Origin of the sequence: Actinoplanes derwentensis (assembly GCF_900104725.1) — a bacterium.
Classification (GTDB): Bacteria; Actinomycetota; Actinomycetes; order Mycobacteriales; family Micromonosporaceae; genus Actinoplanes; species Actinoplanes derwentensis.
This window is the reverse complement of record NZ_LT629758.1, coordinates 2,414,762-2,434,128: the sequence shown is the minus strand read 5'-3', so window position 1 is coordinate 2,434,128 and position 19,367 is coordinate 2,414,762. Positions and strand designations below refer to the sequence as shown.

Here is a 19,367-nt window from a genome sequence, read left to right as displayed (position 1 = left end):
TCGCCGTCAACAAACGCCCGCCAGACTGGGCTCCGGTCGTTTCGGAACCGGAAGGTGGCAGCGAAAAGTGTCTCGGGTGGTCGTACGTTCGTCGGATGCACTGAGCCGGGAAGGCCTCACCAGCTTGCTGAAAGCAAGCCCGGACCTGGCCGTCCTCCCCGAGACCGAAGCGGCGCAGGCGCAGGTGCTCGTCGTCTGCTGCGACCGGCTCAGTTCCGAGGTGATCGTCATGTTGCGCCTGTCGGCCGCCGAGACCGGCGTGCCGGTGGTGCTGGTGGTCGCCGAGTTGACCGAGACCGATCTGCTCGTCGCCCTCGAGTGCCGCGTGGTCGCGGTCCTGCCCCGGGCCGCGGTCACCGCGGAGCGGCTGGTCCAGGCCGTGTCCGCGGCGGCCACCGGTGGCGGGGTGCTGCCGCCCAACCTCGTCGGCGAGCTGCTCAAACATCTGGAGCGGCTGCAGCGTGAGGTCCTGACGCCGCAGGGCCTGGACGCGTCCGGTCTCACCCCGCGGGAGGTGGACGTGCTGCGGCTGATGGCCGACGGCCTCGACACCAACGAGATCGCCGACACGTTGTGCTATTCCGAGCGCACGGTCAAGAACGTCATCTACAACATGACCAGCCGCCTGCGCCTGCGGAACCGTTCGCACGCGGTGGCGTACGCCATGCGTCTCGGCATGATCTGAGCCGATGGGCGACCCGGTGGCGCTCAGTGCGCCGACGATCGGCCACGCCCTCGTGCTGCAGGCTCTACGGCCCGGTTCGTCGGATACGGCCCGGTGGGCCTGCCGGACTCGACGACACTCGGGCAGGCCCTCGCCGGCTCGCTGGGAACACCGGTCGCCTGCCTCACCGGCCTGCCGGCCGGGCGCCCCGGCGACACCGACATGCGGGCGGTCACCCCGGACTGCGGATTCGGCCGCCGGACCCACGCCCGTGAGCTGCACTATCAGCCGCAGAGGGGCCTGACCGGCGCGGCGGTCCGCGCCGGGTACCCGGCAGCCGGGGACCGGACGTGCTGGTCGACGACTCCGAACCGGTGCTGCTGCCCCGTCTGCGCAGTGTCGCCGGCGACCTGGTGGACCGGCTCGACGACACCGGTGAGGACCCTGCGCCGGTACGCGTACTCACGGTCGTCGCACCACCCGCCACCCGTCCCGCGGCACCGGTCCCACCTGCGCAATCGGTGACAGCGCCACCCGCGCCCGGCGCATCGCCGGGGGAGCGGTCCGCGCGAAATGCGCGGCAGCCTGACGAAGACGCTCCGGGCCTCCGGAGCCGATGGTTCCGGAGGCCGCGCCGTTCACCGTAGGAAGCCGTTCACTGTACGAAGATGTCGACCGGCGGCCGCATCTGCGCGCAGATGCGCAGCACTTCGTGGATCGGATGCTCCTCGAACGCCTTGACCAGGTCGGCGCCGAGCTCACTGGTCGAGTGGTCGACGGCCGGATAGGCGGTCTGGGTCAGCAGGTAGTCGAAGCGCGGCGCCCACTTGCGCGAGCCCAGCCGTGCCGTGGTCGAGCAGTTGTCCACCATGTAGGCGACACCCCGGGCGTGCATGTACGGGTTGAGCGAGTCGGTGGCCTCGATGACCGACTCGTTGGCGATCTCCGAGTACGGGTGACCCTTCTCGATGAACGTGTCGATCTGCCCCATCATCACCCCGCAGAAGACACCGGCGGTGAACGGGTCGAGTGGCAGCGCTTTGTCGTCGCGGCTCTCGCGGGCGATCTCGCCGGCCCGCCACATCTCGGCCCGGTCGATCCGGCCCATCGGGAACCTGGCGAGCCGCTTACCGGCCAGGATGACACTGCGGATCTCGTTGCCCGCGTCGACCTCGTCGTAGATCTCGTGGGTCAGTTCCAAGCCGACCGGGTACGCCGCCACGTACGCCCGTGCGAACACCTCCCGGTCCGCGTCGTCGAGCCGCTGGTAGAGGCCGAGCAGACCGTCAGTGGAGACGGTCCGCGAGATCGGCCCGGTGACGGCGTCGACCGAGTGCCGGTACGCCTCGGTCGCGCTCATCCCCTGGTCCTCGAACCGGCGGTACAGACTCTCCACGATGCCGTGCACGCCGCCGAGCAGGATGGCCCGCTCACCGGTCAGATCGGACAGGTACTCCGAACGCAGTGTCGTCCGGAACGTGTAGGGAGCGCCGAGGGCGACCGACCAGCCCAGCGCGCGTTCCACCGCACGGCCGCTGACGTTCTGCTCGACCGCGAAACTGGCGTTGATGCCGGCGCCGTTGGTCTCGGCGCCCTGCACGTACAGCGCCCGGACCGAGGCTCCCATCCCCTTGGGACAGACCGCGATCACGTCGAGGCCGGTGGGGAAGTGGCTGCCCTGCTGCGTGAGGTAACCGAGCAGAAAGCCGTGCGACAGCCCGAGGGTGGCGTCCGGCCGCAGCGCACCGAAGATCTCCTCGTGCAACTCGGCCTGCGCGGCGTCGGAGATCAGTAGCAGAACCATGTCGGAGGCGGCGATCACCGCGAACATCTCACCGAGTGTCCCGTCGTCCTCGGAGAATCCGGCCGCGCGGGCCGCCGCGAACGATGACGAGCCCGCCCGCAGGCCGACCACCACCTTGAGCCGCCCGCCGAGCGAGTCACGGAGGTTCTGCGCCTGCGCCGACCCCTGCGGCCCCCAGCCGATCACCGCGATCTGATCGACCCCCTCGAACGCCTGCGGCAGCCGGTCGAACAGGTGCCGCCCACCCCGCACGATGCCCTCGCGGGTGCCGGCGAGGGTGATGTACTCCTTGTCGAAGACGGTGGTCCGGAAGTCCAGATCGTTCGTCGTCACGTTTCATCTCTCCTGGTTCATCGGCACGCCGGGGGCGAGGGAGACCGCCCGCGCCACGAACGTCCGGTGGCTCAGGGCCGGGGGAGACACCGGGCCACCGGACGTCGTCGGGCGGGCCACCCGTCCGGCGACTGGGGGTCTGGACAGGCGGCCGGCCGGCCCGGAGCGACCACGTTGTCTCCGGGCCGTCACCGCCGGGACGAAGTCAACCAGGGGCGAGTTGACAACCACTGTCCGTCGACTTCCCCGGCGAGCGATTCCGTCAAGTGATGACCGGGGCCCGGACCGAGCCTCCGGGGGCCGCTACTGGAAGTCGCAGCCCGGGTTGGGAGCGTCCACCGACAGCGGCGAGCCGGCCGGCAGGACGTACAGAACCTCGAGGACCACCGCGACGCTGCCGCGGTTGACGCCGATGTGCACGTTGCCGTCGCCGCTCGGCTCCTGGATGAAGCTGCCGCGCCGGTACACCCCGTCGGACTCGCAGGTCGCGTCGAAGTGACTCAGTGTGCCCTGCTTGACCCGGCCGTACAGCTCGCCCGTGTGCCAGTGCCACCCGGTGGCCTGACCGGCCGGAATGGTGATCTCCCGCAGGATGTAGTCGGTGTCACCGATCGTCCTCTGCGAGATGATCGTGCCGCTCACCCCCGGACCGGCCGGCGTCGCGCTCGCCGGGACGCCGACGGTGAGCGTCGCGGCGGTGACGGTGGCCGCCAGAGCACCGGCGAGCATCAATCTCTGTTTCACGAAAGTCTCCTTCGTTCCATGGACGCCGATCACGCTAGGGAAGGCGACTGAACGATTTGTGGATCGCGGCTGGTCGCGGTTCAGTGGTGCACGGTGCGTACCTCGTACACGTGGCTGTTCATCTCGCCGAACAGCCACGTGGCGGACACGGTCTCCCCGCCGGTGACGTCGACCAGGCGCCGGTCTTGCACGCCGGACAGGATGGTCGCCAACCGGGCAGCGTGGACCAGCCGGGTCTCATCGGTATCGGTCGGGCGTCGTCGTACGATTCGGCCGAGGAACGGATTTGTTCGTTCTGCTCGAAGTGTTTGCCGGTGACTCCGGCGAACCGCGGGTCTGTCACGAGTCGCGCGAGTGCCTCACCCGATTCCTTGGGGTGTGCACGTTGGCGCCCATGCTCAGACGCAGCAGCGGAATGACGCGGGGCATGACGTGCTTGGCCGCGAAGCGCAGCGGGGCGGCGGCACTGCGTGTCAGGCTGGTGCCGGGCATCAGACCCGGATCGAAAGCGTTCGCGGTGACACCGTCCGGCAGGTGCTGTGCCAGGCCGTACGTGAAATGGACGTACCGTGCTTGCCCACCTCGACGAAGCAGGTGGCACGCTGCGACAGAACGCCCTCGCCACCGCTACCCACGAGCCGCTGGTCGGCGACGACCAGCGGCAAGCACTGCGCGCCATCACCGACGCACTCGCGGTTCAGGGCTGAGGTCGCCGTCAACTTGTTCTCCAGTGGAGCGCCATAGCGTTTCCGGGGTGCTCAACCTATCGATGGTTCTGGAAGACAGCGCCCGTTCGTACCCGGATCATGTCGCTCTGGTCTCGGGGGAGCGGGAGATGACCTATGCCGCGGTCGACGCCGAAGCCAATCGGGTGGCCGGGCTGCTTGTCGAACGCGGTGTCGAGCCGGGTGACCGGATCGCGCTGGCCTGCCCGAACCTGATGGAGTACCCGATCGTCTACTACGGCGCCCTCAAAGCCGGTGCCGTGGTCGTGCCGCTGAACGTGACGTTGCGCAGCCAGGAGATCGCCTACCATCTGGCGGACTCGGGAGCGAAAGCGTTCTTCTGCTTCGAAGGTAGCGCGGCACTGCCGGTCGGGGCCGAGGGCCGGACCGCGTTCGACCAGGTCGACTCCTGCCGGGACTTCTTCGTGATCAGCGCCGCTCCGGGCGCCGGGACGCTGGTGACCGCGCTGGCCGGGCGGTCGCCGGTCTTCGAGACGGTGCTGCGCCGGGAGACCGACCCGGTGATGATCCTCTACACCAGCGGTACGTCGGGCCGGCCCAAGGGCGCTCTGCTCTCGCACACGAACCTGCTGTTCAACGTGGTCGCCGCCGACATGCTGCTGGGCAACGCGCCGCGCCGTGACACGCATCTGGTGACGTTGCCGTTGTTCCATTCGTTCGCCACCACGATCCACCTCAACACCGGCTTCGCCAGCGCCTCGACGCTGGTGCTGCTGCCCCGGTTCGATCCGGCGGCGGTCGCCGACATCCTGATGACCCGTGGGATCACCTTCTTCGCGGGCGTGCCGACCATGTACTGGGCGCTGCTCAACGTGCCCGCCGAGCGCCTGGACGCCGCAGCCGTGGGGCGCCTGCGGGTCGCGGTGTCGGCCGGGTCGGCGCTGCCCGTGACGATCATCGAGGAGTTCACGAAGCGGTTCGGGGTGACGATCCTCGAGTCGTACGGGTTGTCCGAGACCTCACCGGCGGCCACCATCACGCGTCCGGGGAATCCGCCACGGCCCGGCTCGATCGGCGTGCCGATCTGGGGCGTGGACCTCAAGCTGGTCGACGAGGACGGGGCGACCGTCGAGGGCCCGGACCGGGTCGGCGAGATCCTGATCCGCGGGCACAACGTCATGCTCGGCTATCACGAACGGCCGGAGGAGACCGCGCAGGCCCTGCGCGGTGGCTGGATGCACACCGGTGACCTGGGCCGACGGGACGCCGACGGCTGGTACTACGTGGTCGACCGGCTCACCGACATGATCATTCGCGGCGGTGCGAACGTCTACCCGCGCGAGGTCGAGGAGATGCTGATGGAGCACGAGGCCGTCTCGCTCGCCGCGGTCATCGGGGTGCCCGACCCGGCACTCGGCGAAGAGGTCAAGGCGGTGATCGTCCGCGGGCCGGGCCACCTTGTCACCGAGGACGAACTGGTGGCGTGGGCCCGGCAGCGGATGGCCGGCTACAAATATCCGCGGTCGGTCGAGTTCGTCGCCGAGATCCCGCTCACCGCGACCGGGAAGCCGCTGAAGCGCGCGCTGCGCTGAGCGGCCCCGAAGACCCGGTAGTGCTGCGGTCCGGTCATTCCGCGGTCCGGATCCGGCCCACTCCCGTCGAGAGTGGCGTCAAGAGCGGAGCAACCGGATGTCAAGTCCCCGCGGATACGGTCCCGGCATGATCAAGACGCCCGTACCGGTCGCCGTGGTGTCGGCGTCGGCGACCATGCGTGCCGGGCTGGTCCGTCTCGCCGCTCAGACGCCCGCCCTCCAGGTGACCCATCAACTCGCGGCACCGGCCCGGCTCCCACCACCACCGGCCGGCCCGTCGCTGGCGATCGTGGACGTCACCACGTTGCGTACCGCCGTACTGAACAGGCGTCTGCGGTCGCTGGTTCCGGCCCGTACTCGCACTGTGCTGGTCTGCCGCCCGGACGAGCCGCCGTCGATCCCGGAGGCGATCCGGGCCGGGGTACGCGCGATGATCCTGCCGGACGGTTCCGCTCACGATCTGTGGGTCGCCGTGGACACCGCGGTGCGCGACAGCGTCTACATCAGCGCCGGACTGGTCGGCGGGGTGCTCGGCGGTTCCGGCGACGAGGCGGCACGGCTGTGCCCCCGCGAGGTGGAGGCACTGAGGATGCTGGCCGAAGGCCTGACCAACCCGGCGATCGGCCAGCGCATGGGAGTGGCGGTGGCGACGGCCGACACCTACGCCCGGAACATCCGGACGAAACTGAACGTCGGGACCCGAACCCAGCTGGTGGCCCGCGCGATCGAACTGGGCTATCTGACCGGCTGACCGAGCCGGGGCCGGCTCAGTCAGCCGGCGGCCCGGTAGGGGCCGGAGATCCGGCGGGTGAACTCGATCAGCAGATGGGCGAAGCGTTCGGCTTCCTCCACGTGGGCGAGGTGGCCGCTGCGTTCGAACACGGCCAGCCGGGACCCCGTTATGCCGGCGTGCAACTCGCCAGCGGCATCGGGCGGTGCGACGTCGTCGTGCGCGCCGGCGAGGATCAGGGTGGGGGTTCTGATCGGCCGGTTCCGGGCAGTACCTACCGGACGGCCGTTGACGGCCCGGACGGCGACCGGTGTCGTCCCGTACAGGATCAGGCCCGCTGGTCGGCCCGGATGGGTCATCGCGTAACTCTGCGCGACGAGGCCGCCGTGGCCGTGACCGAGAACGAAGACCGGGTCGCCACCCAACCGCTCGATCACGGTGTGCAGGTGTTCGACGTCCGTGCCGAGAGTGCCGGACCAGCCGCTGCCCGCCGGTTCGAGATAGGCCATCGTCAGCTCGCGCTCGGCCAGCGGGATGCGCAGGTACTCACCGTGCGGCCCCGGGCCGCCCGGATGCACGACGCACAGCGGCCCACGCCCGTGGACGTGACAGATCAGCGTCAGCTCACCGACGCGCACCTCGTGCGTTCTTCCCGGACGTCTCATACTCGCTCCTCGGCACCGAACGGCTACTGCCTGCAATGATGCCGGGCGCCACTTTATTCGGTGTTACCACGAGGAGCAGGCCACTTCATTGCCGTACGGGCCGGCCGGCTACGACCGGCCTCCGCTCATCATTCACTAACTCTCCACTGGACCGTGCCAGTGTCTGTGCCGCGGGCGCCGGTGCGCGCGGCCGCCTGACGACTCTAGGGAGACTGCCATGACCAAGCCGACCATCGTTCTCGTGCACGGCGCCTGGGCCGACGCGTCCAGCTGGAACGCCGTCGCGGCTCAGCTGCGCGGCCAGGGGTTCACCGTGCTGGCCCCGCCGAACGCGCTGCGCGGAGTGGAGTCCGACGCCGGATACCTGTCCTCGTTCCTCGCCCAGCGCACGACCGGCCCGGTGGTGCTCGCCGGCCACTCGTACGGCGGCGTGGTGATCAGCAACGCGGCCGGCACCGGCGGTGACGTGCGGGCACTGGTCTATGTGAACGCGTTCATCCCGGCCGAGGGCGAGAGCATCTTCGGCATTCTGGGTGGATCGGGATCGGCTCTCGACGTCCCGGACCCGACGACGGTGCTCGACGTCGTCGGCTACCCGGGTGCGCCGGAGGGCGACGCGGAGGCCTTCCTGAAGCCGGACACCGTGTTCCGCTATTTCGCCCAGGACCTGCCGGAGGCGGACGTCTGGAACGTCGTCACCGGCCAGCGGCCGATCACGCTCAGCGCCAACGCCGCCCCGACCACCACGGCGGCCTGGCGCACCCTGCCGAGCTGGGCCGTCGTCGGCACCGACGACCTGGTGATCCCGGCCGCCACCCAGCGGTCACTCGCCGAACGAGCCGGTTCGAAGATCTCCGACGTGGCGGCGTCGCACGTGTCGCTGGTGTCCCAGCCGGCAGCGTCCGTCGAGGCGATCCTCGCGGCGGCCGCCCACGTGGGCGCCTGATCCCACCGGCCGCCCGGCGCAGCAGTGATCGCGACGCCCGGACCCCACTCCTGCCGGGCGCCGCGATCGCACCACCACGGGAAGACACCGCCCAGGCCGGGCGCGTCGACCGGCAATGGTGAGCCGGCCGGCCGGACGCACAGGATCACTGCGGTCCGGCCTCGGTCGCCGCAGAGTGTGCGACCTCTGCGGGACTCCGATCAGGGTAGAGAAGGCGAGTGGAGATTTAGTTGATCGTCACGCGACCGCGGGAAGTACGGTGCCGGGCCGCGGTGTGCAGCGGCCCGGCACCGGGGATCACTTCAGGCCGAAGGCCCGGGTGATCGTCTGTTCGACACGGTTGCCGTCCTTGTCCTTGGCAGACGTCCGGAGCGTGACGTGCTGGGCAGTCCGGGGTGCCCGGAGGTTCGCCGTCCAGCCGGCGGCCGTCCTCCGGAGGCGCTGGCTCTGCCAGGTGGCCCCGTCGTCGTAGGACACGTCCAGGGCGGCTGACGTGATGGACTTCGTGCTCGGTGCGCCGGGCAGGTGGGACGGGCTGACGGTGATCGCGGCCGAGCGGGCGGCCCGGTGCGCCAGGTCGGTGTCCACCCGGTAGTCGAGCTGGATCAGCGGCAGCCGGCTGGTCTTCGCGTCCGAGACGAAATCCCAGATCGTCCGGGTACGCGTCGAGTACGGGTAGTTGGTGGAATCGCGTTGCGTCGTGGCGACCAGACGGTACGGCAGGCGCTTCGGGCTCAGCCCGGAGTTGCTGTCGATCCAGTTGTACGCGTTCTGCTCGACGACGGTCCGGCCCTGGGTGAGCGTCGCGGTCATCTCGCCCCCGTCCGGGAACGCCACGCCCGCGTGGTTCGCGCCCGAGTCGCCCCAGCCGGGGATCTCGGCCACGATCCGGTCGCCGTCCCGGCGGGGGAGTGTGACCGCGTCGTTGATCCGCGGGCGCTGGATCGCGCCCAGCCACGTCTCGCTGGTCCGGCTGCCGGCCGGGTACGTGGTGCTGCCGCCGAGCTGGAACGAGTACAGGTCGTCCATGTCGCTCGACCACTGGACGCCGGGTTGTGCGGTCACCCAGTCGGTGCGGAAACGGTCGGACCGCATCAGCCCGGTGGACCCGACCTTCACCGGCATGTCCGGGTTGTAGTCGTACCGCCGTTCGGAGATCTCCCGGTCCGAGGTGCTCTGGAAGTCGACGTCGACGCGGGCCAGGTCACGTTCGGCCGGTCGGTAGGTGACCGACTTCGGCAGCCCGTCCGGCCAGTAGCGGACCAGGTCGTACAGGTAGTCGGTGGTCGGCTGGGATTCCACGCGCAGGCTGACGGCGCCCTTGCCGAGCTGCGTGATCAGGCGTTCACCGCCGTCCTTGGACAGCGACACCACGGCGAGCTTCGTCCGGTAGGTGGCGTCGAAGTAGCGTCCCGGCTCGTCGTTGACCACGGCGAGCACCACCGCACCGGCCTTCCCGGCCAGCTCGACCTGATCGTCGAGTTCGCCCCGCCGTACGACAGCGATCTTGTCCTTGACGTCGACCTTGGCGAAGTCGGACGCGGTGCCCTTGCCGGCGAAGACAGCGGGGATCTGCTGGGTGCCCTCGGCGGGCGGGGTGGATCCGGGCAGCAGGATCAGGTCGTCGAAGGTGTCGCCGATCGTCAGGATCGGCTGGGTCTTGCGCCAGCGGGCGGTCACCGACATCTTGCCGTCGCGGGCCTTCTGGCCGGGCGTGGCCCAGACACTGTCGTAGTAGCGGGGGATCATGAACGAGTCGGTGGCCGAAGCCGTGTCACCCAGCTCGCGGTGGTAGTCCAGGCGCAGTTCGGCGGTGGCCGTGGGCTTGGGGGTGATCGCCTGGACCTCACGGGTGGCGGCGGCCTTCAGCTCCACGGTGGTGTCCTGCTCGACGACCACGGTGGGCTCGCTGACCAGGGCCATCCCGCGGGAGTTCGGCCCGTGACTGCCTTCGACCTCGCCCCACATCCAGACCGCGTAACGGCCCTGCGGCACGAGCACGTCGACCGGGCCACCGTCGAAGGTGACGAAGTTGTAGTAGGAACCGGCCGGGTCGCCGTCACGCAGCAGCATGATCGAACCGGGCATCGGCTCGCCACCGCGGCCGGTGGGCGTGATGGTCAGGTGCCGGGGTTTGTCCTCGGTGCTGAGCCCGACGACCGTGTCGGCCACCCGCACACCGCCGGTGGAGGCGACGACACTGCCGGTGAAACGACCTTTCGCCGGTACGTCACCGAGTTCGGCCGAGACCGTAACCGTGGCGGTCCCGCCCGCGGGGACACTCACGTGAGCGGCGGACAGCCTGATCAGTTCCGGTCCGTCCAGCCGCAGATCGAGGTCGACCGCGGCGGTGCCGGTGTTGGTGTAGGTGATCGGCTGCTCGGCCGTGCCGGTGGGCTCGTCGGAGAGCGGGTGGATGCCCAGGTAGGCGGTCGCGGTGGCGAAGACCGTCGCCGTGGTGGTCGCGGCGATGTCGAGACGGCCGCTGCCCGCCTCGTACGCGCTGAGGTCCGGTGTCTGCTTGGCCGTGCTGACCAGTGCGTCCTTGAGTTGCGGCCCGGTCCAGCCGGGATGCTGCGCGGCCAGTAGCGCCGCCGCCCCGGCCACGTGCGGAGTGGCCATCGAGGTGCCGCTCATCGTCCGGTAGAAGCCCTCACCCTCCGTCGAGTACTGCGACCGGGCGGCGAGAATGTCCACACCGGGCGCGGTGATCTCCGGCTTGAGCGCACCGTCGACCAGGCGCGGGCCCCGGCTGGAGAACTCGGCCAGCTGATCGTTCGCGTCCACCGCGCCCACGGTCAGGGCGGCGTCGGCCGCTCCGGGCGAGCCCACCGTCGTCTCGGCCGGGCCGCTGTTGCCGGCCGCGATCACGAACAGGGCGCCGGTCTCGGCGCTGAGTTCGTTGACGGCGACACTCATCGGGTCGGTGCCGTCGGTGGGGCCGCCGCCGAGGCTCATGCTGATGACCTTGGCCTTGCGGTCCCGGGCCGCCCACTCCATGCCGCTGATGATCCAGGAGTCGTAGCCTTCGCCGCCGTTGTTCAGCACCTTGCCGATCTCCAGATCGGCGCCGGGAGCGACACCACGCTCGGTGCCGCCGGAAGCGGCCCCGGTCCCGGCGATGGTCGAGGCCACGTGGGTGCCGTGCCCGTGCCCGTCGGTGACGTCCTCACCGGGCACGAAACTGGCGGTCGACTCGATCCGGCCGGCCAGATCCGGATGCCCGGTGTCGACACCGGTGTCCAGGACGGCGACGTCGACACCGCCGCCGGTGTTCCCGCCCGCCCACACCGCCGGGGCGCCGATCTGCGCCACACTGTCGGCCAGGGATGCGTGCACCCGGCCGTCCAGCCACACCTTGCTGATGCCGTTGGCGAAACCCGTGGCCGGCACCGCGGTCAGGTCGGACCAGAAGTCCCCGGCCCGGGACCGGTCGGTGGTCACCGCACGCCCGTTGATGCTGGGCAGCGCCCTTACGTCGGTGCTGGCCTCCGGCAGGACCCGCTTCTTCGCGGCGGCGTCGCCCGAGTAGCCGAGGATGACCGGAAGCGCGGCGGCCTTGTCGTCGGCGTACCCCTCGCGCAGCAGGTAGGTGATGTTGAACAGCCGCTTGTCCAGCAGACCGGTGCTGATGTACGGCAGGACACCGTCCGGATAGACGTACGTGTCCGGGCCGACGGTGGTGACGTGCGCGCCCTCCGGGGCCTGCACCGCGGTGCCCCCGGGCCGGACGGTCACCGTGTCACCGGTGATCAGGGTGATCGTCGTGGGGCCGGGTGGCGTGCTGGTCGTGCGTGCTTGAGCGGGCGCCGACGGGACCACCGCGAACGCGGTCAACACCGCCACGACGCCGCCGATGGGGAAGAGCCTCAACGTAATACCTCGACTCGATCAGAGGTCTGAAGTGCCCGTGACGCTACAAGCACGTCGATCGATGTGGAGATCGTCGATGGTGGTCGTTGACGACTTGGAAACCGAACGCGCGGCTGCCCGAAACAAGGCGCGATATCGTCCTTTCTGGTGTCTCAGCTGACCGCGTTCTTCGCCCTGCCCACGCCCGGGCCCTTCGTCGGGCGGCACCGGCTGCTCGGCATACTGCGTGCCGAACTCGGCCGTCCCTCCGCGCTGGTGCTGCTCAGCGGTGAGGCAGGCGTCGGCAAGAGCCGCCTGGTCGTCGAATCGCTGCAGGACACCGGGCTGCCGGTGGTGGTCGCCCACTGCGACGATCTGCGCGAGCCACAGCCGCTCGGACCACTGATCGACGGCCTCCGGGTCGCGCAGGCCACCGGCACACTCCCGGCCCTGCCCCAGTGGCCGCCGCCGACGGCACCGCTCCCCGACCCCGACGCCGAACGCGCCCGGCTGCTGCGGGCCGCCGCCGCCCTACTGTCCACCTTGGCGCCGGTGGCCCTGGCCGTCGAGGACCTGCAGATGGCCGACCCGGCGACCCTGCAACTGCTCGACCACCTGGCCGCGCACCCGGTACCCGGCCTGACGGTGGTGATCACCGTGCGCGGCAACGAACTGCCCGCCGGATGGCAACCGGGACCGGCCGTACGACGGCTCCGGGTTCCGCCCCTGACCCGCGCCGAAGTCGGCCGGCTCGCCGCCGCCCTGCTGGCCGACTCCGGCGCCGTCGGGTTCGCCACCCACCTCTACGAGCGCACCGCCGGCATCCCGTTCCTCGTCGAGGAGGTGGTGCGGTCGCTGCGGACCGACGGCGACGTGGAGGCGATCCGCCGGCATCCGGACGCCCTCGCCGACCTCGCGGTCCCGGCCTTGCTGCGCGACGTCCTGGTCGCCCGCCTGCACCACCTCGACGAGGCCACCCGGGAGATCCTCGGGGCGGCCGCCGTCCTGGGCCAGGCCGCCGACCCGCATCCGCTCGCCACGATCATGCAGACCAGCGAGGGTACGATCACCGCGGCGCTGCAGCAGGCCAAAGCCGCCGGGCTCCTGCACCAGCGCGACGGGCGCCTGTGGTTCCGGCACACCCTGGCCCGCCAGGTCGTCCACGAGCTGCTGCCCCCGGTCACCCGCCGCCTGCTGCACCTGCGCACGGCCCGCCTGTTCGAACAACAGCAGCCCCGCCCGTACGCCCGGCTCGCCCACCACTACCGCGAAGCCGGCAGCCCGGCCGACCACGTCCGCAACGCCGAAGCCGCCGCCGACCTGGCCACCGCCCGCGGCGACGACGGTACCGCCGCCCGGTTCCTGCTCGGCGCCGTCGGGCATCCCGGCCTGCCCCGGCCGATCCGGGTCCGCCTCGCCGGCAAACTGGGCCGCTCCGCCATCGAGAGCGTGGCGCAGACCTCCGCCATCCCGGTGCTGCGTGACCTGGTCGCCGACCGTCGCCTGCCACCCGGCGCCCGCGGCGAACTGGGCCTGGCCCTCGGCCGGATGCTGCGCCAGCAGGGCGAGGCCCGCGCCGGATACGAACAGATCGAACGAGCCGTGCCCTACCTGCGACAGCACGGGCGCCGGGCACGGGCGCTGGCCGTGCTGTCCGCCCCGGACACCGTGGTCGACCGGCATCTGTCCGAACACCAGGCCCGCTGCGAACAGGCCGCCCTCGCCGCCGCCGAATCCGGCGAGCCGTCCGCCGTCCTCGCGGTCGAGATCGCCCGCCTGTCGCTGCTGCTGGAGAGCGGCGACCCCACCGCCGGGCCCGCCGTCACCGCCGCCGCGGCCGGACTGGCCGGGCACCCCCGCGAACACGCCCGCGCCTGCCTGAACTGGGCCCAGGGCGCACTCCACGTCGGCGACGCCACCCTCGCCGCGACGATGCTGGCGACCGGCCGGCGACTGGTCGACGACGCCGACTACGAGCGGCTGCGCCCCCTGGTCGAACTGACGACGTACGCGCTCGACCTGGCCACCGACCGGCGGGCCGGCCTGGAACAGCGGCTGCTGCGGTTCCTCGCCCAGCCGCACCGGCTCCCGCTGGCCATGCCGGACGCGCGGCTGTACCTCGCCCGGCTGCGGCACCGGCAGGGCGACCTCGACGCCGCCGAACAGGGCCTGCGCGAGGTGATCACGGAAGCCGACCGGGTCGGAGCGGCCTGGCCGTTGATCCCCGCGCGGACGGCGCTCGCGGAACTACTGCTCACCCGTGGCGCCCGCGCCGAGGGCCGGGCCGAGGCCATGACGGCGCTGGCCCTGGTCCGGGCCAAAGGGCTGCCGGCCTGGGGCCACGAGGCCACCCGGTTGCTGACCTGAGCCCGCCTACTGACCCCACCGTTCCCGCCGCAACACGGTGGGGGAGTAACGGGCCGGAGTCATCGCCCACTCCGCCGGGGCGAAACCGGCCGGCAGGCCGTACCGGCGCCACGTCTGCGGCGGATGCCCGGCCGGCAGCCACTCGCGGCGCCAGATGCCCAGGGCGGTGTCTAGATCGGCCAGGGCCGGACTGAGCCGGTCGTCCACGGGAGTGCGCAGGTGTTCGGCCCACAGCGTGACGCGCAGATCGCGGACGCGGTCACCGGTGGTGACGAACGTGGACGTGATCTCGCTGTCGGTGCCGACCATCGAGCGGCTGAAGAAGTTCGCCGACCCGATGCTGGCGAACACGTCGTCGACCAGCATGAGTTTGGTGTGCACGGTCAGGTTGTCGATCCGGTACATCACCACGTTGCGGCGAGCCCCGGCCGGCAGCCGATCCAGCACCCGGCGGCGCAGGTCATGGGTGATCACCGGGCGTACCGTGCTGTCACCGCCGTCGGCCGGGTCCTTACGCCCGGAACCGACCAGGATGACCTTGACACCCCGGCGGGCCGCCGACCGCAGTCCGTCGTAGAGCTGGAAACGGGGGTCGCCGCCGGGCGCCTCGTGGAAATACTGGTCCTCCAGGTAGATGTACCGCTCGGCCGCGCCGATCGCGGTGGCCATCGCGTGGTAGATCTCCTGGATACCGGCCCGGACCACGTTCGCCCGGCGCATCCGGCGCCAGCCACGATGCCGGTACAGACTCCACGGGCGGTAGGACCGCACCACCTGCACCGCGGTCCCCGACGCCGGCTGGTGCGGCTGGTCCGGCACCGGCGGCAGGTCGCCCGGCGCACCCGCCGGGTTGATCACCGTTCGGGGGCCACCGGCCCGGTGGAAGAACTCCGGCGGCAGAGTCTTCGCGATGAACCGCGGCGGCAGCGCGGCGGTGTTCTGCCAGCGGAACCGGAACGTCTCCCGCACCCGGACGGCCGCCGGACCGTGCAGGCGGGCGGCCGCGTCATGCCAGCCCCACCGGTGCGCGCCGAGCTTCAGACGGCGATGCGGCGAATGGTCGAAACGGCTGGGCGAAAGATCGAGACCGCCGACGTACGCGGTGAGCACGCCACTGTGGCTGAACACCACCAGCTTCTGATGGTTGGACCCCAGTAACGGCCCGGACCAGTCCAGCAGCACCCGGTTCTGCAACGTCGGCCCGGTGTCGCGGGTCGACGGCTGCCACGCCCGGATCACCCGCGCGGCCAGGGTGTTGGCCAGGAAAGGACCGAACGGAAGCCACGGTACGCCCCCGGAGTACTCGGCCGCACTCAACACGATCCGCACGTCGGCGCCGTCCGCGGCCTTCTCGGCGAGTATGTCGGTGAACGGCCGGTAGCCTGCCTCCCCGGCGACGCGCCCGGTCAGGTCCAGCTGCGGATCGGCCTGATAACCGGCGATGTAGACGGCGTCGCCGGGCCCGAGAGCCGCCATGTGCCCGGCCAGTTCGGTGAAGTAGGTGACACCGTCGATGATCGGCTCGAACCGCGAGTTCTCCGCGAAGACCGGGCACGCCTCAGTGGCCGGCGGCAGATACCGCCCGATCAGATCAGTCAACGACGGTGCAGGCGGCATGCCGTGATTAGACCGGATCCCGAAACCATCCGGTACCGACGGGGTCAGCTGGTGGCGCGCGCCTGCCGGCGATTACTTTTCCTGGCGGAAGGTAAACAGAGTATCTAGGAGCCGGGTTCGCCATGCCGTTGCTTTTCACGCCGCTCACTCTGCCCGCGCCGCAGGGGCCGGGGCTTGCCCTGCGTAACCGGGCGATCATCGCGCCGATGTGCCAGTACGTCATCGACGCCGAGGACGGTGTGCCCACCGACTGGCATCTGCAGCACCTGGGCGCCTTCGCGGCCGGCGGGTTCGGCCTGGTCACCGTCGAGGCCACCGGCGTCGAAGCGCGCGGCCGGATCAGCGCGCGCGACGTCGGCCTCTACGACGACGCCCAGCAGCGGGCCCATCAGCGCATCGTCAGCTTCCTGCGCTCGCAGGGCGTTGCCGCCGCGGTGCAACTCGGCCACGCCGGCGGTAAGGCGTCGACCTATCCGGCGCTGCCCGGCCAGCCGTCCGGCACGGTGCCCGTCGCGGTCGGCGGCTGGACCGCGGTCGGCGCCGTCGACGGCCCGGTGCTACCGGGACTCGACGCGGCGAAAGGGCTGAGCACGCCGGAGATCGCCGAAGTCGTCGCCGCGTTCGCCGCCGCGGCCCGGCGAGCGGACGCGGCCGGTTACGACGCGATCCAGTTGCACGCCGCCCACGGCTACCTGATGCACCAGTTCCTGTCGCCGCTGACGAACACCCGTACCGACGGGTACGGCGGTGACGAGTACGGCCGTACCCGGTTCACCCGCGAGGTGGCCGCCGCGGTGCGCGAGGTCTGGCCGGCGCACAAGCCGCTCGGCATCCGGGTCAGCGCCACCGACTGGGTGGACGGCGGATGGGACGTGCACGCCACGGCGCGGCTGCTGCGCCGGCTCGCCGATGAACACGGTGTGACCTGGGTGGACGTCTCCTCCGGTGGGCTCGGCGGCGGCGCGGAGATCCCCGTCGGTCCCGGCTATCAGGTGCCGTTGGCCGCCGAGTTGACCCGGCAGCTCGCCGGCAGACCGGTGGTGGTGAGCGCGGTGGGGCTCGTCGTCGACGCGGTCCAGGCCGAGACGATCCTGGCCACCGGTCAGGCGCACGCGGTGTCGATCGGCCGGGCGGCCCTGCGTGACCCGCACTGGGCCGCGTCGGCCGCGGCCCGGCTCGGTGTGCCCCGCACCGAGATCCCGCACGCGCCGCAGCTCTGGCGGGCCGGCTGGTGACCTGTCGAACCGCGGTCATTCGCAGAAGGCCGGGTGACTGTCGATCCGGGTGACCAGGCCCGACCCGTCGCGTTCGGTGCCGGTCCACAGCAGATCCGGCGCGGCCGGGGTGCGGATCCCGAAGAACCCGAACACCTCGTCGTAGTCGCCGGTGGCCCTCGGGATCATGGTCAGCGCCCGGCGCACGCTCGTGGCGGTGCCCACCCGGTACGGCATGTCCAGCCGTGCCGACAGCCGGCCCGGAACGACACTCCAGGCGGCCACCGTCTCGGGCGCGCCCGCTTTCGACGCCACCGTGACGGTCAGGTTCTTCCAGACGAAAGCGCGTTGCCTGATGTCGGTCGGCCCGGCGAGTTCGCAGGGAGTCATCTTCCGCACCCGGGTCGGCCGCCCGAACACCGCGGTCACCTCGGCTCTCATCGTGGCGGCCGGCCCGCCGACAGCCACCCGGCCGACGGCGTCGGCGGCCAGCGTGAGCCGCGCCGGTGCGGTGACCGGTGTCCAGGTCGCGGTGAGGGACAGGAGCAATGTCGTCATCAGGTGCATGAACGATCAACGAGACGGGCAGGTGTCCGGCAGTGGGTCCCCGCCGTGGCGGGACGCGGTCACGAGCAGGGCGCACACCCGCCGAACCGCGTCGTCCGGTTCCAGGTGCCACCGGGTCACGGTCCAGTCGTCGGCACCGGCGGCCAGTGTCGTACCGTCCGGTGTGAACGCGATCTCGCCGCGCTGGTTGCTGTTCGCGCGCACCTCCGCGGCCAGGACACCGGTGTCGAGCCGTACGGTGTCGGTGTCGGTGTCGGTGTCGGTGTCGGTCGCGGTCGCCACCAGGCGGCCGTCCGGTGACCAGGCGACCCGGGACAACGGCGCCGGGTGTTCGCCGACCGTTCGGACCGGAGCCAGGTCCTCGACGCGTAACACCGGGGCCTTCTGACCCTGGGCGGGCGCCACGGATGCGCTGTCCGGGCTGACGGCGATCTCCTCGACCGGGCCACCGGGCAGATCGCGCCGTCCGGCCATCGTCAGGCCGGGTGTGCGGAACCGCCAGATCGCGGCGGTCTGCGGAAACAGGGTGCCGTCGGCCGCGAATCCGACCGACTGGAACGACGGTCCCAGGGCCGCGACTCGCCGGCCGTCGGCGCGCCGGATGACCTCGGCGCCGCCCAGACCGGCCACTGCCAGGTAGGTGCCGTCCCGGCTCACCGCGAGCCCGCCGAAAGCCGGCGCCCCGGTGCGGAAGCGGGTCGGCCATGAAGTTGCTGCCCATGCCGCCGAGCTGGCCGAGCGCCGCGGAGTATTCCGCCGGGGCGCCGCGCTCGGCGCCGGCGCTCGGTGCGACCGCGGACGCGGTGAGGAACGCGAGGATGCCGTAGGGGCTGGCCTTACGCAGCCCGGAGCCCGCGGGACGGACCCAGGACCGCACCGCTGACCGAGAACGTTCGACAGGTGCGACCTTCGATGTCATCGAAGACGATCGTTACGCATGCCGTCCACGGTGTGCAGTGGGCAGCGGAGTCATCTCCCGTTTCGCCGGGAGTCCGGCCGTCGTCCGTGACGCGCCGGACCCGAGGTGCGGGACCGGGCCGGCATGTCCTTGGGCGCGTCGACGGCACCGGGGCTGGAGAACGCCACCGGCGGAGCCGCGGGGCGACTGGAGATCGGCGGTGGCCACTCCGTCGCCGCGATCTGCGCCCCGGTGACCGTGACCGGGGGTGAGACCCGGTCGAGCAGGCGCTGCGCCAGAGCCGCGTCGATCTCGAGCTCGGAACTGATCCGCAGATCGGCGGCGATCGCGAGATCTACGACGTCATCGCTGGTGAACGACTTGGATCCAAGGGTGCTCAGCCTCCGGGCGAATTCCTGCATGTCGATCATGTGCTGCCACATTCCTTGTTCTGCTGTTGATCCAGCGTAACGACCGTTACGTTCGACTGTCCGAGGTGCCTACCACCCGCAGCCTGTGAGTCGGCTTGCTCTGGCGAACCAACGGCGTCAGCCCGAGCCCGCACGGCCCGGCTACAGCGAGGCGACTACCGCCGCGCCGTGAGGACAGCGTACCGCCGCCCCCGAACCGACCTGGCCGAGGCGGCACATGCGCCGCCCCGGCACGTGTCGTGGCAGGTCACAGCCGT

General features: G+C 71.1%; 17 protein-coding genes. 8 read left to right on the top strand and 9 right to left on the bottom strand.

The genetic code is table 11. The features are described from left to right. The first annotated feature begins 67 nt into the window (after positions 1 to 67). A complete protein-coding gene (locus BLU81_RS11340; RefSeq protein ID WP_231954408.1) occupies positions 68 to 685 on the top strand; it encodes a helix-turn-helix transcriptional regulator in 618 nt (205 codons plus the stop codon). Between the two features lie 93 nt (positions 686 to 778). Continuing rightward, positions 779 to 1,189, top strand: a complete 411-nt coding sequence (locus BLU81_RS11335; protein ID WP_092544109.1) for a hypothetical protein — start codon at positions 779 to 781, stop codon at positions 1,187 to 1,189. 130 nt (positions 1,190 to 1,319) lie between these two features. Here the strand turns inward: BLU81_RS11335 and BLU81_RS11330 are convergent, their stop codons facing one another. From BLU81_RS11330 to BLU81_RS51495, 3 genes are all read right to left on the bottom strand, one after another. Then, on the bottom strand, positions 1,320 to 2,801 hold the full coding sequence (locus BLU81_RS11330) for a hypothetical protein (RefSeq protein WP_197686192.1): 1,482 nt from the start codon (positions 2,799 to 2,801) through the stop codon (positions 1,320 to 1,322). 303 nt (positions 2,802 to 3,104) lie between these two features. Beyond that, positions 3,105 to 3,545, bottom strand: a complete 441-nt coding sequence (locus tag BLU81_RS11325) for a cupin domain-containing protein (protein WP_231954407.1) — start codon at positions 3,543 to 3,545, stop codon at positions 3,105 to 3,107. A gap of 80 nt (positions 3,546 to 3,625) precedes the next feature. Further along, complete coding sequence (locus BLU81_RS51495) at positions 3,626 to 3,757, bottom strand: hypothetical protein (protein WP_269461032.1); 132 nt, start codon at positions 3,755 to 3,757, stop codon at positions 3,626 to 3,628. Between the two features lie 357 nt (positions 3,758 to 4,114). On the opposite strand from BLU81_RS51495, the gene BLU81_RS47900 reads away from it, so the two are divergent. The 3 genes from BLU81_RS47900 (at position 4,115) to BLU81_RS11315 (ending at position 6,574) form a co-directional block, all read left to right on the top strand. Further along, on the top strand, positions 4,115 to 4,252 hold the full coding sequence (locus tag BLU81_RS47900; protein ID WP_157751481.1) for a hypothetical protein: 138 nt from the start codon (positions 4,115 to 4,117) through the stop codon (positions 4,250 to 4,252). A gap of 47 nt (positions 4,253 to 4,299) precedes the next feature. Next, positions 4,300 to 5,823 (top strand): long-chain-fatty-acid--CoA ligase, encoded by a 1,524-nt coding sequence (locus BLU81_RS11320; RefSeq protein ID WP_092544107.1) that lies wholly within the window; start codon positions 4,300 to 4,302, stop codon positions 5,821 to 5,823. Between the two features lie 127 nt (positions 5,824 to 5,950). Beyond that, positions 5,951 to 6,574 carry a helix-turn-helix transcriptional regulator gene (locus tag BLU81_RS11315; RefSeq protein ID WP_157751480.1) on the top strand — a complete coding sequence of 208 codons (624 nt, stop codon included), beginning with the start codon at positions 5,951 to 5,953 and terminating at the stop codon, positions 6,572 to 6,574. Positions 6,575 to 6,594: 20 nt separating this feature from the next. Here the strand turns inward: BLU81_RS11315 and BLU81_RS11310 are convergent, their stop codons facing one another. Further along, positions 6,595 to 7,218 carry an alpha/beta fold hydrolase gene (locus tag BLU81_RS11310; RefSeq protein ID WP_157751479.1) on the bottom strand — a complete coding sequence of 208 codons (624 nt, stop codon included), beginning with the start codon at positions 7,216 to 7,218 and terminating at the stop codon, positions 6,595 to 6,597. A gap of 217 nt (positions 7,219 to 7,435) precedes the next feature. Between BLU81_RS11310 and BLU81_RS11305 the strand changes: the two genes are divergently transcribed. Further along, positions 7,436 to 8,164 carry an alpha/beta fold hydrolase gene (locus BLU81_RS11305; RefSeq protein ID WP_092544101.1) on the top strand — a complete coding sequence of 243 codons (729 nt, stop codon included), beginning with the start codon at positions 7,436 to 7,438 and terminating at the stop codon, positions 8,162 to 8,164. A gap of 297 nt (positions 8,165 to 8,461) precedes the next feature. Here the strand turns inward: BLU81_RS11305 and BLU81_RS11300 are convergent, their stop codons facing one another. Then, positions 8,462 to 12,037, bottom strand: coding sequence for a S8 family peptidase (locus BLU81_RS11300; RefSeq protein ID WP_197686191.1), 3,576 nt, complete (start codon positions 12,035 to 12,037; stop codon positions 8,462 to 8,464). A gap of 147 nt (positions 12,038 to 12,184) precedes the next feature. Between BLU81_RS11300 and BLU81_RS49125 the strand changes: the two genes are divergently transcribed. Then, positions 12,185 to 14,383, top strand: a complete 2,199-nt coding sequence (locus BLU81_RS49125; protein ID WP_172890529.1) for an ATP-binding protein — start codon at positions 12,185 to 12,187, stop codon at positions 14,381 to 14,383. A 6-nt stretch (positions 14,384 to 14,389) separates the two neighbouring features. Here BLU81_RS49125 and BLU81_RS11290 read toward each other — a convergent pair whose 3' ends face one another. Further along, the gene (locus BLU81_RS11290) at positions 14,390 to 16,000 is read right to left on the bottom strand and encodes a phospholipase D-like domain-containing protein (RefSeq protein WP_092544097.1); all 1,611 of its coding nucleotides are present in this window, start codon (positions 15,998 to 16,000) and stop codon (positions 14,390 to 14,392) included. A 122-nt stretch (positions 16,001 to 16,122) separates the two neighbouring features. Here BLU81_RS11290 and BLU81_RS11285 point away from each other — a divergent pair, with 122 nt between their 5' ends. Beyond that, complete coding sequence (locus BLU81_RS11285) at positions 16,123 to 17,235, top strand: oxidoreductase (RefSeq protein ID WP_092544095.1); 1,113 nt, start codon at positions 16,123 to 16,125, stop codon at positions 17,233 to 17,235. Positions 17,236 to 17,250: 15 nt separating this feature from the next. Here BLU81_RS11285 and BLU81_RS11280 read toward each other — a convergent pair whose 3' ends face one another. The 3 genes from BLU81_RS11280 to BLU81_RS11270 all read right to left on the bottom strand — a co-directional run bounded on the left by BLU81_RS11280 (position 17,251) and on the right by BLU81_RS11270 (position 19,110). Continuing rightward, complete coding sequence (locus tag BLU81_RS11280; RefSeq protein WP_157751478.1) at positions 17,251 to 17,772, bottom strand: hypothetical protein; 522 nt, start codon at positions 17,770 to 17,772, stop codon at positions 17,251 to 17,253. Between the two features lie 15 nt (positions 17,773 to 17,787). Further along, the gene (locus tag BLU81_RS11275; protein ID WP_092544091.1) at positions 17,788 to 18,438 is read right to left on the bottom strand and encodes a WD40 repeat domain-containing protein; all 651 of its coding nucleotides are present in this window, start codon (positions 18,436 to 18,438) and stop codon (positions 17,788 to 17,790) included. 312 nt (positions 18,439 to 18,750) lie between these two features. Beyond that, positions 18,751 to 19,110 (bottom strand): hypothetical protein, encoded by a 360-nt coding sequence (locus BLU81_RS11270; RefSeq protein WP_157751477.1) that lies wholly within the window; start codon positions 19,108 to 19,110, stop codon positions 18,751 to 18,753. Positions 19,111 to 19,367: the final 257 nt, after the last annotated feature.

Excerpts from the sequence above, each read along its gene's own strand:
- BLU81_RS11315 (WP_157751480.1), top strand. The coding sequence starts at position 5,951 with ATGATCAAGACGCCCGTACCGGTCGCCGTGGTGTCGGCGTCGGCGACC.
- BLU81_RS11305 (WP_092544101.1), top strand. The coding sequence starts at position 7,436 with ATGACCAAGCCGACCATCGTTCTCGTGCACGGCGCCTGGGCCGACGCG.
- BLU81_RS11270 (WP_157751477.1), bottom strand. The coding sequence starts at position 19,110 with ATGATCGACATGCAGGAATTCGCCCGGAGGCTGAGCACCCTTGGATCC.
- BLU81_RS11290 (WP_092544097.1), bottom strand. The coding sequence starts at position 16,000 with ATGCCGCCTGCACCGTCGTTGACTGATCTGATCGGGCGGTATCTGCCG.
- BLU81_RS11285 (WP_092544095.1), top strand. The coding sequence starts at position 16,123 with ATGCCGTTGCTTTTCACGCCGCTCACTCTGCCCGCGCCGCAGGGGCCG.
- BLU81_RS11280 (WP_157751478.1), bottom strand. The coding sequence starts at position 17,772 with ATGACGACATTGCTCCTGTCCCTCACCGCGACCTGGACACCGGTCACC.
- BLU81_RS11310 (WP_157751479.1), bottom strand. The coding sequence starts at position 7,218 with ATGAGACGTCCGGGAAGAACGCACGAGGTGCGCGTCGGTGAGCTGACG.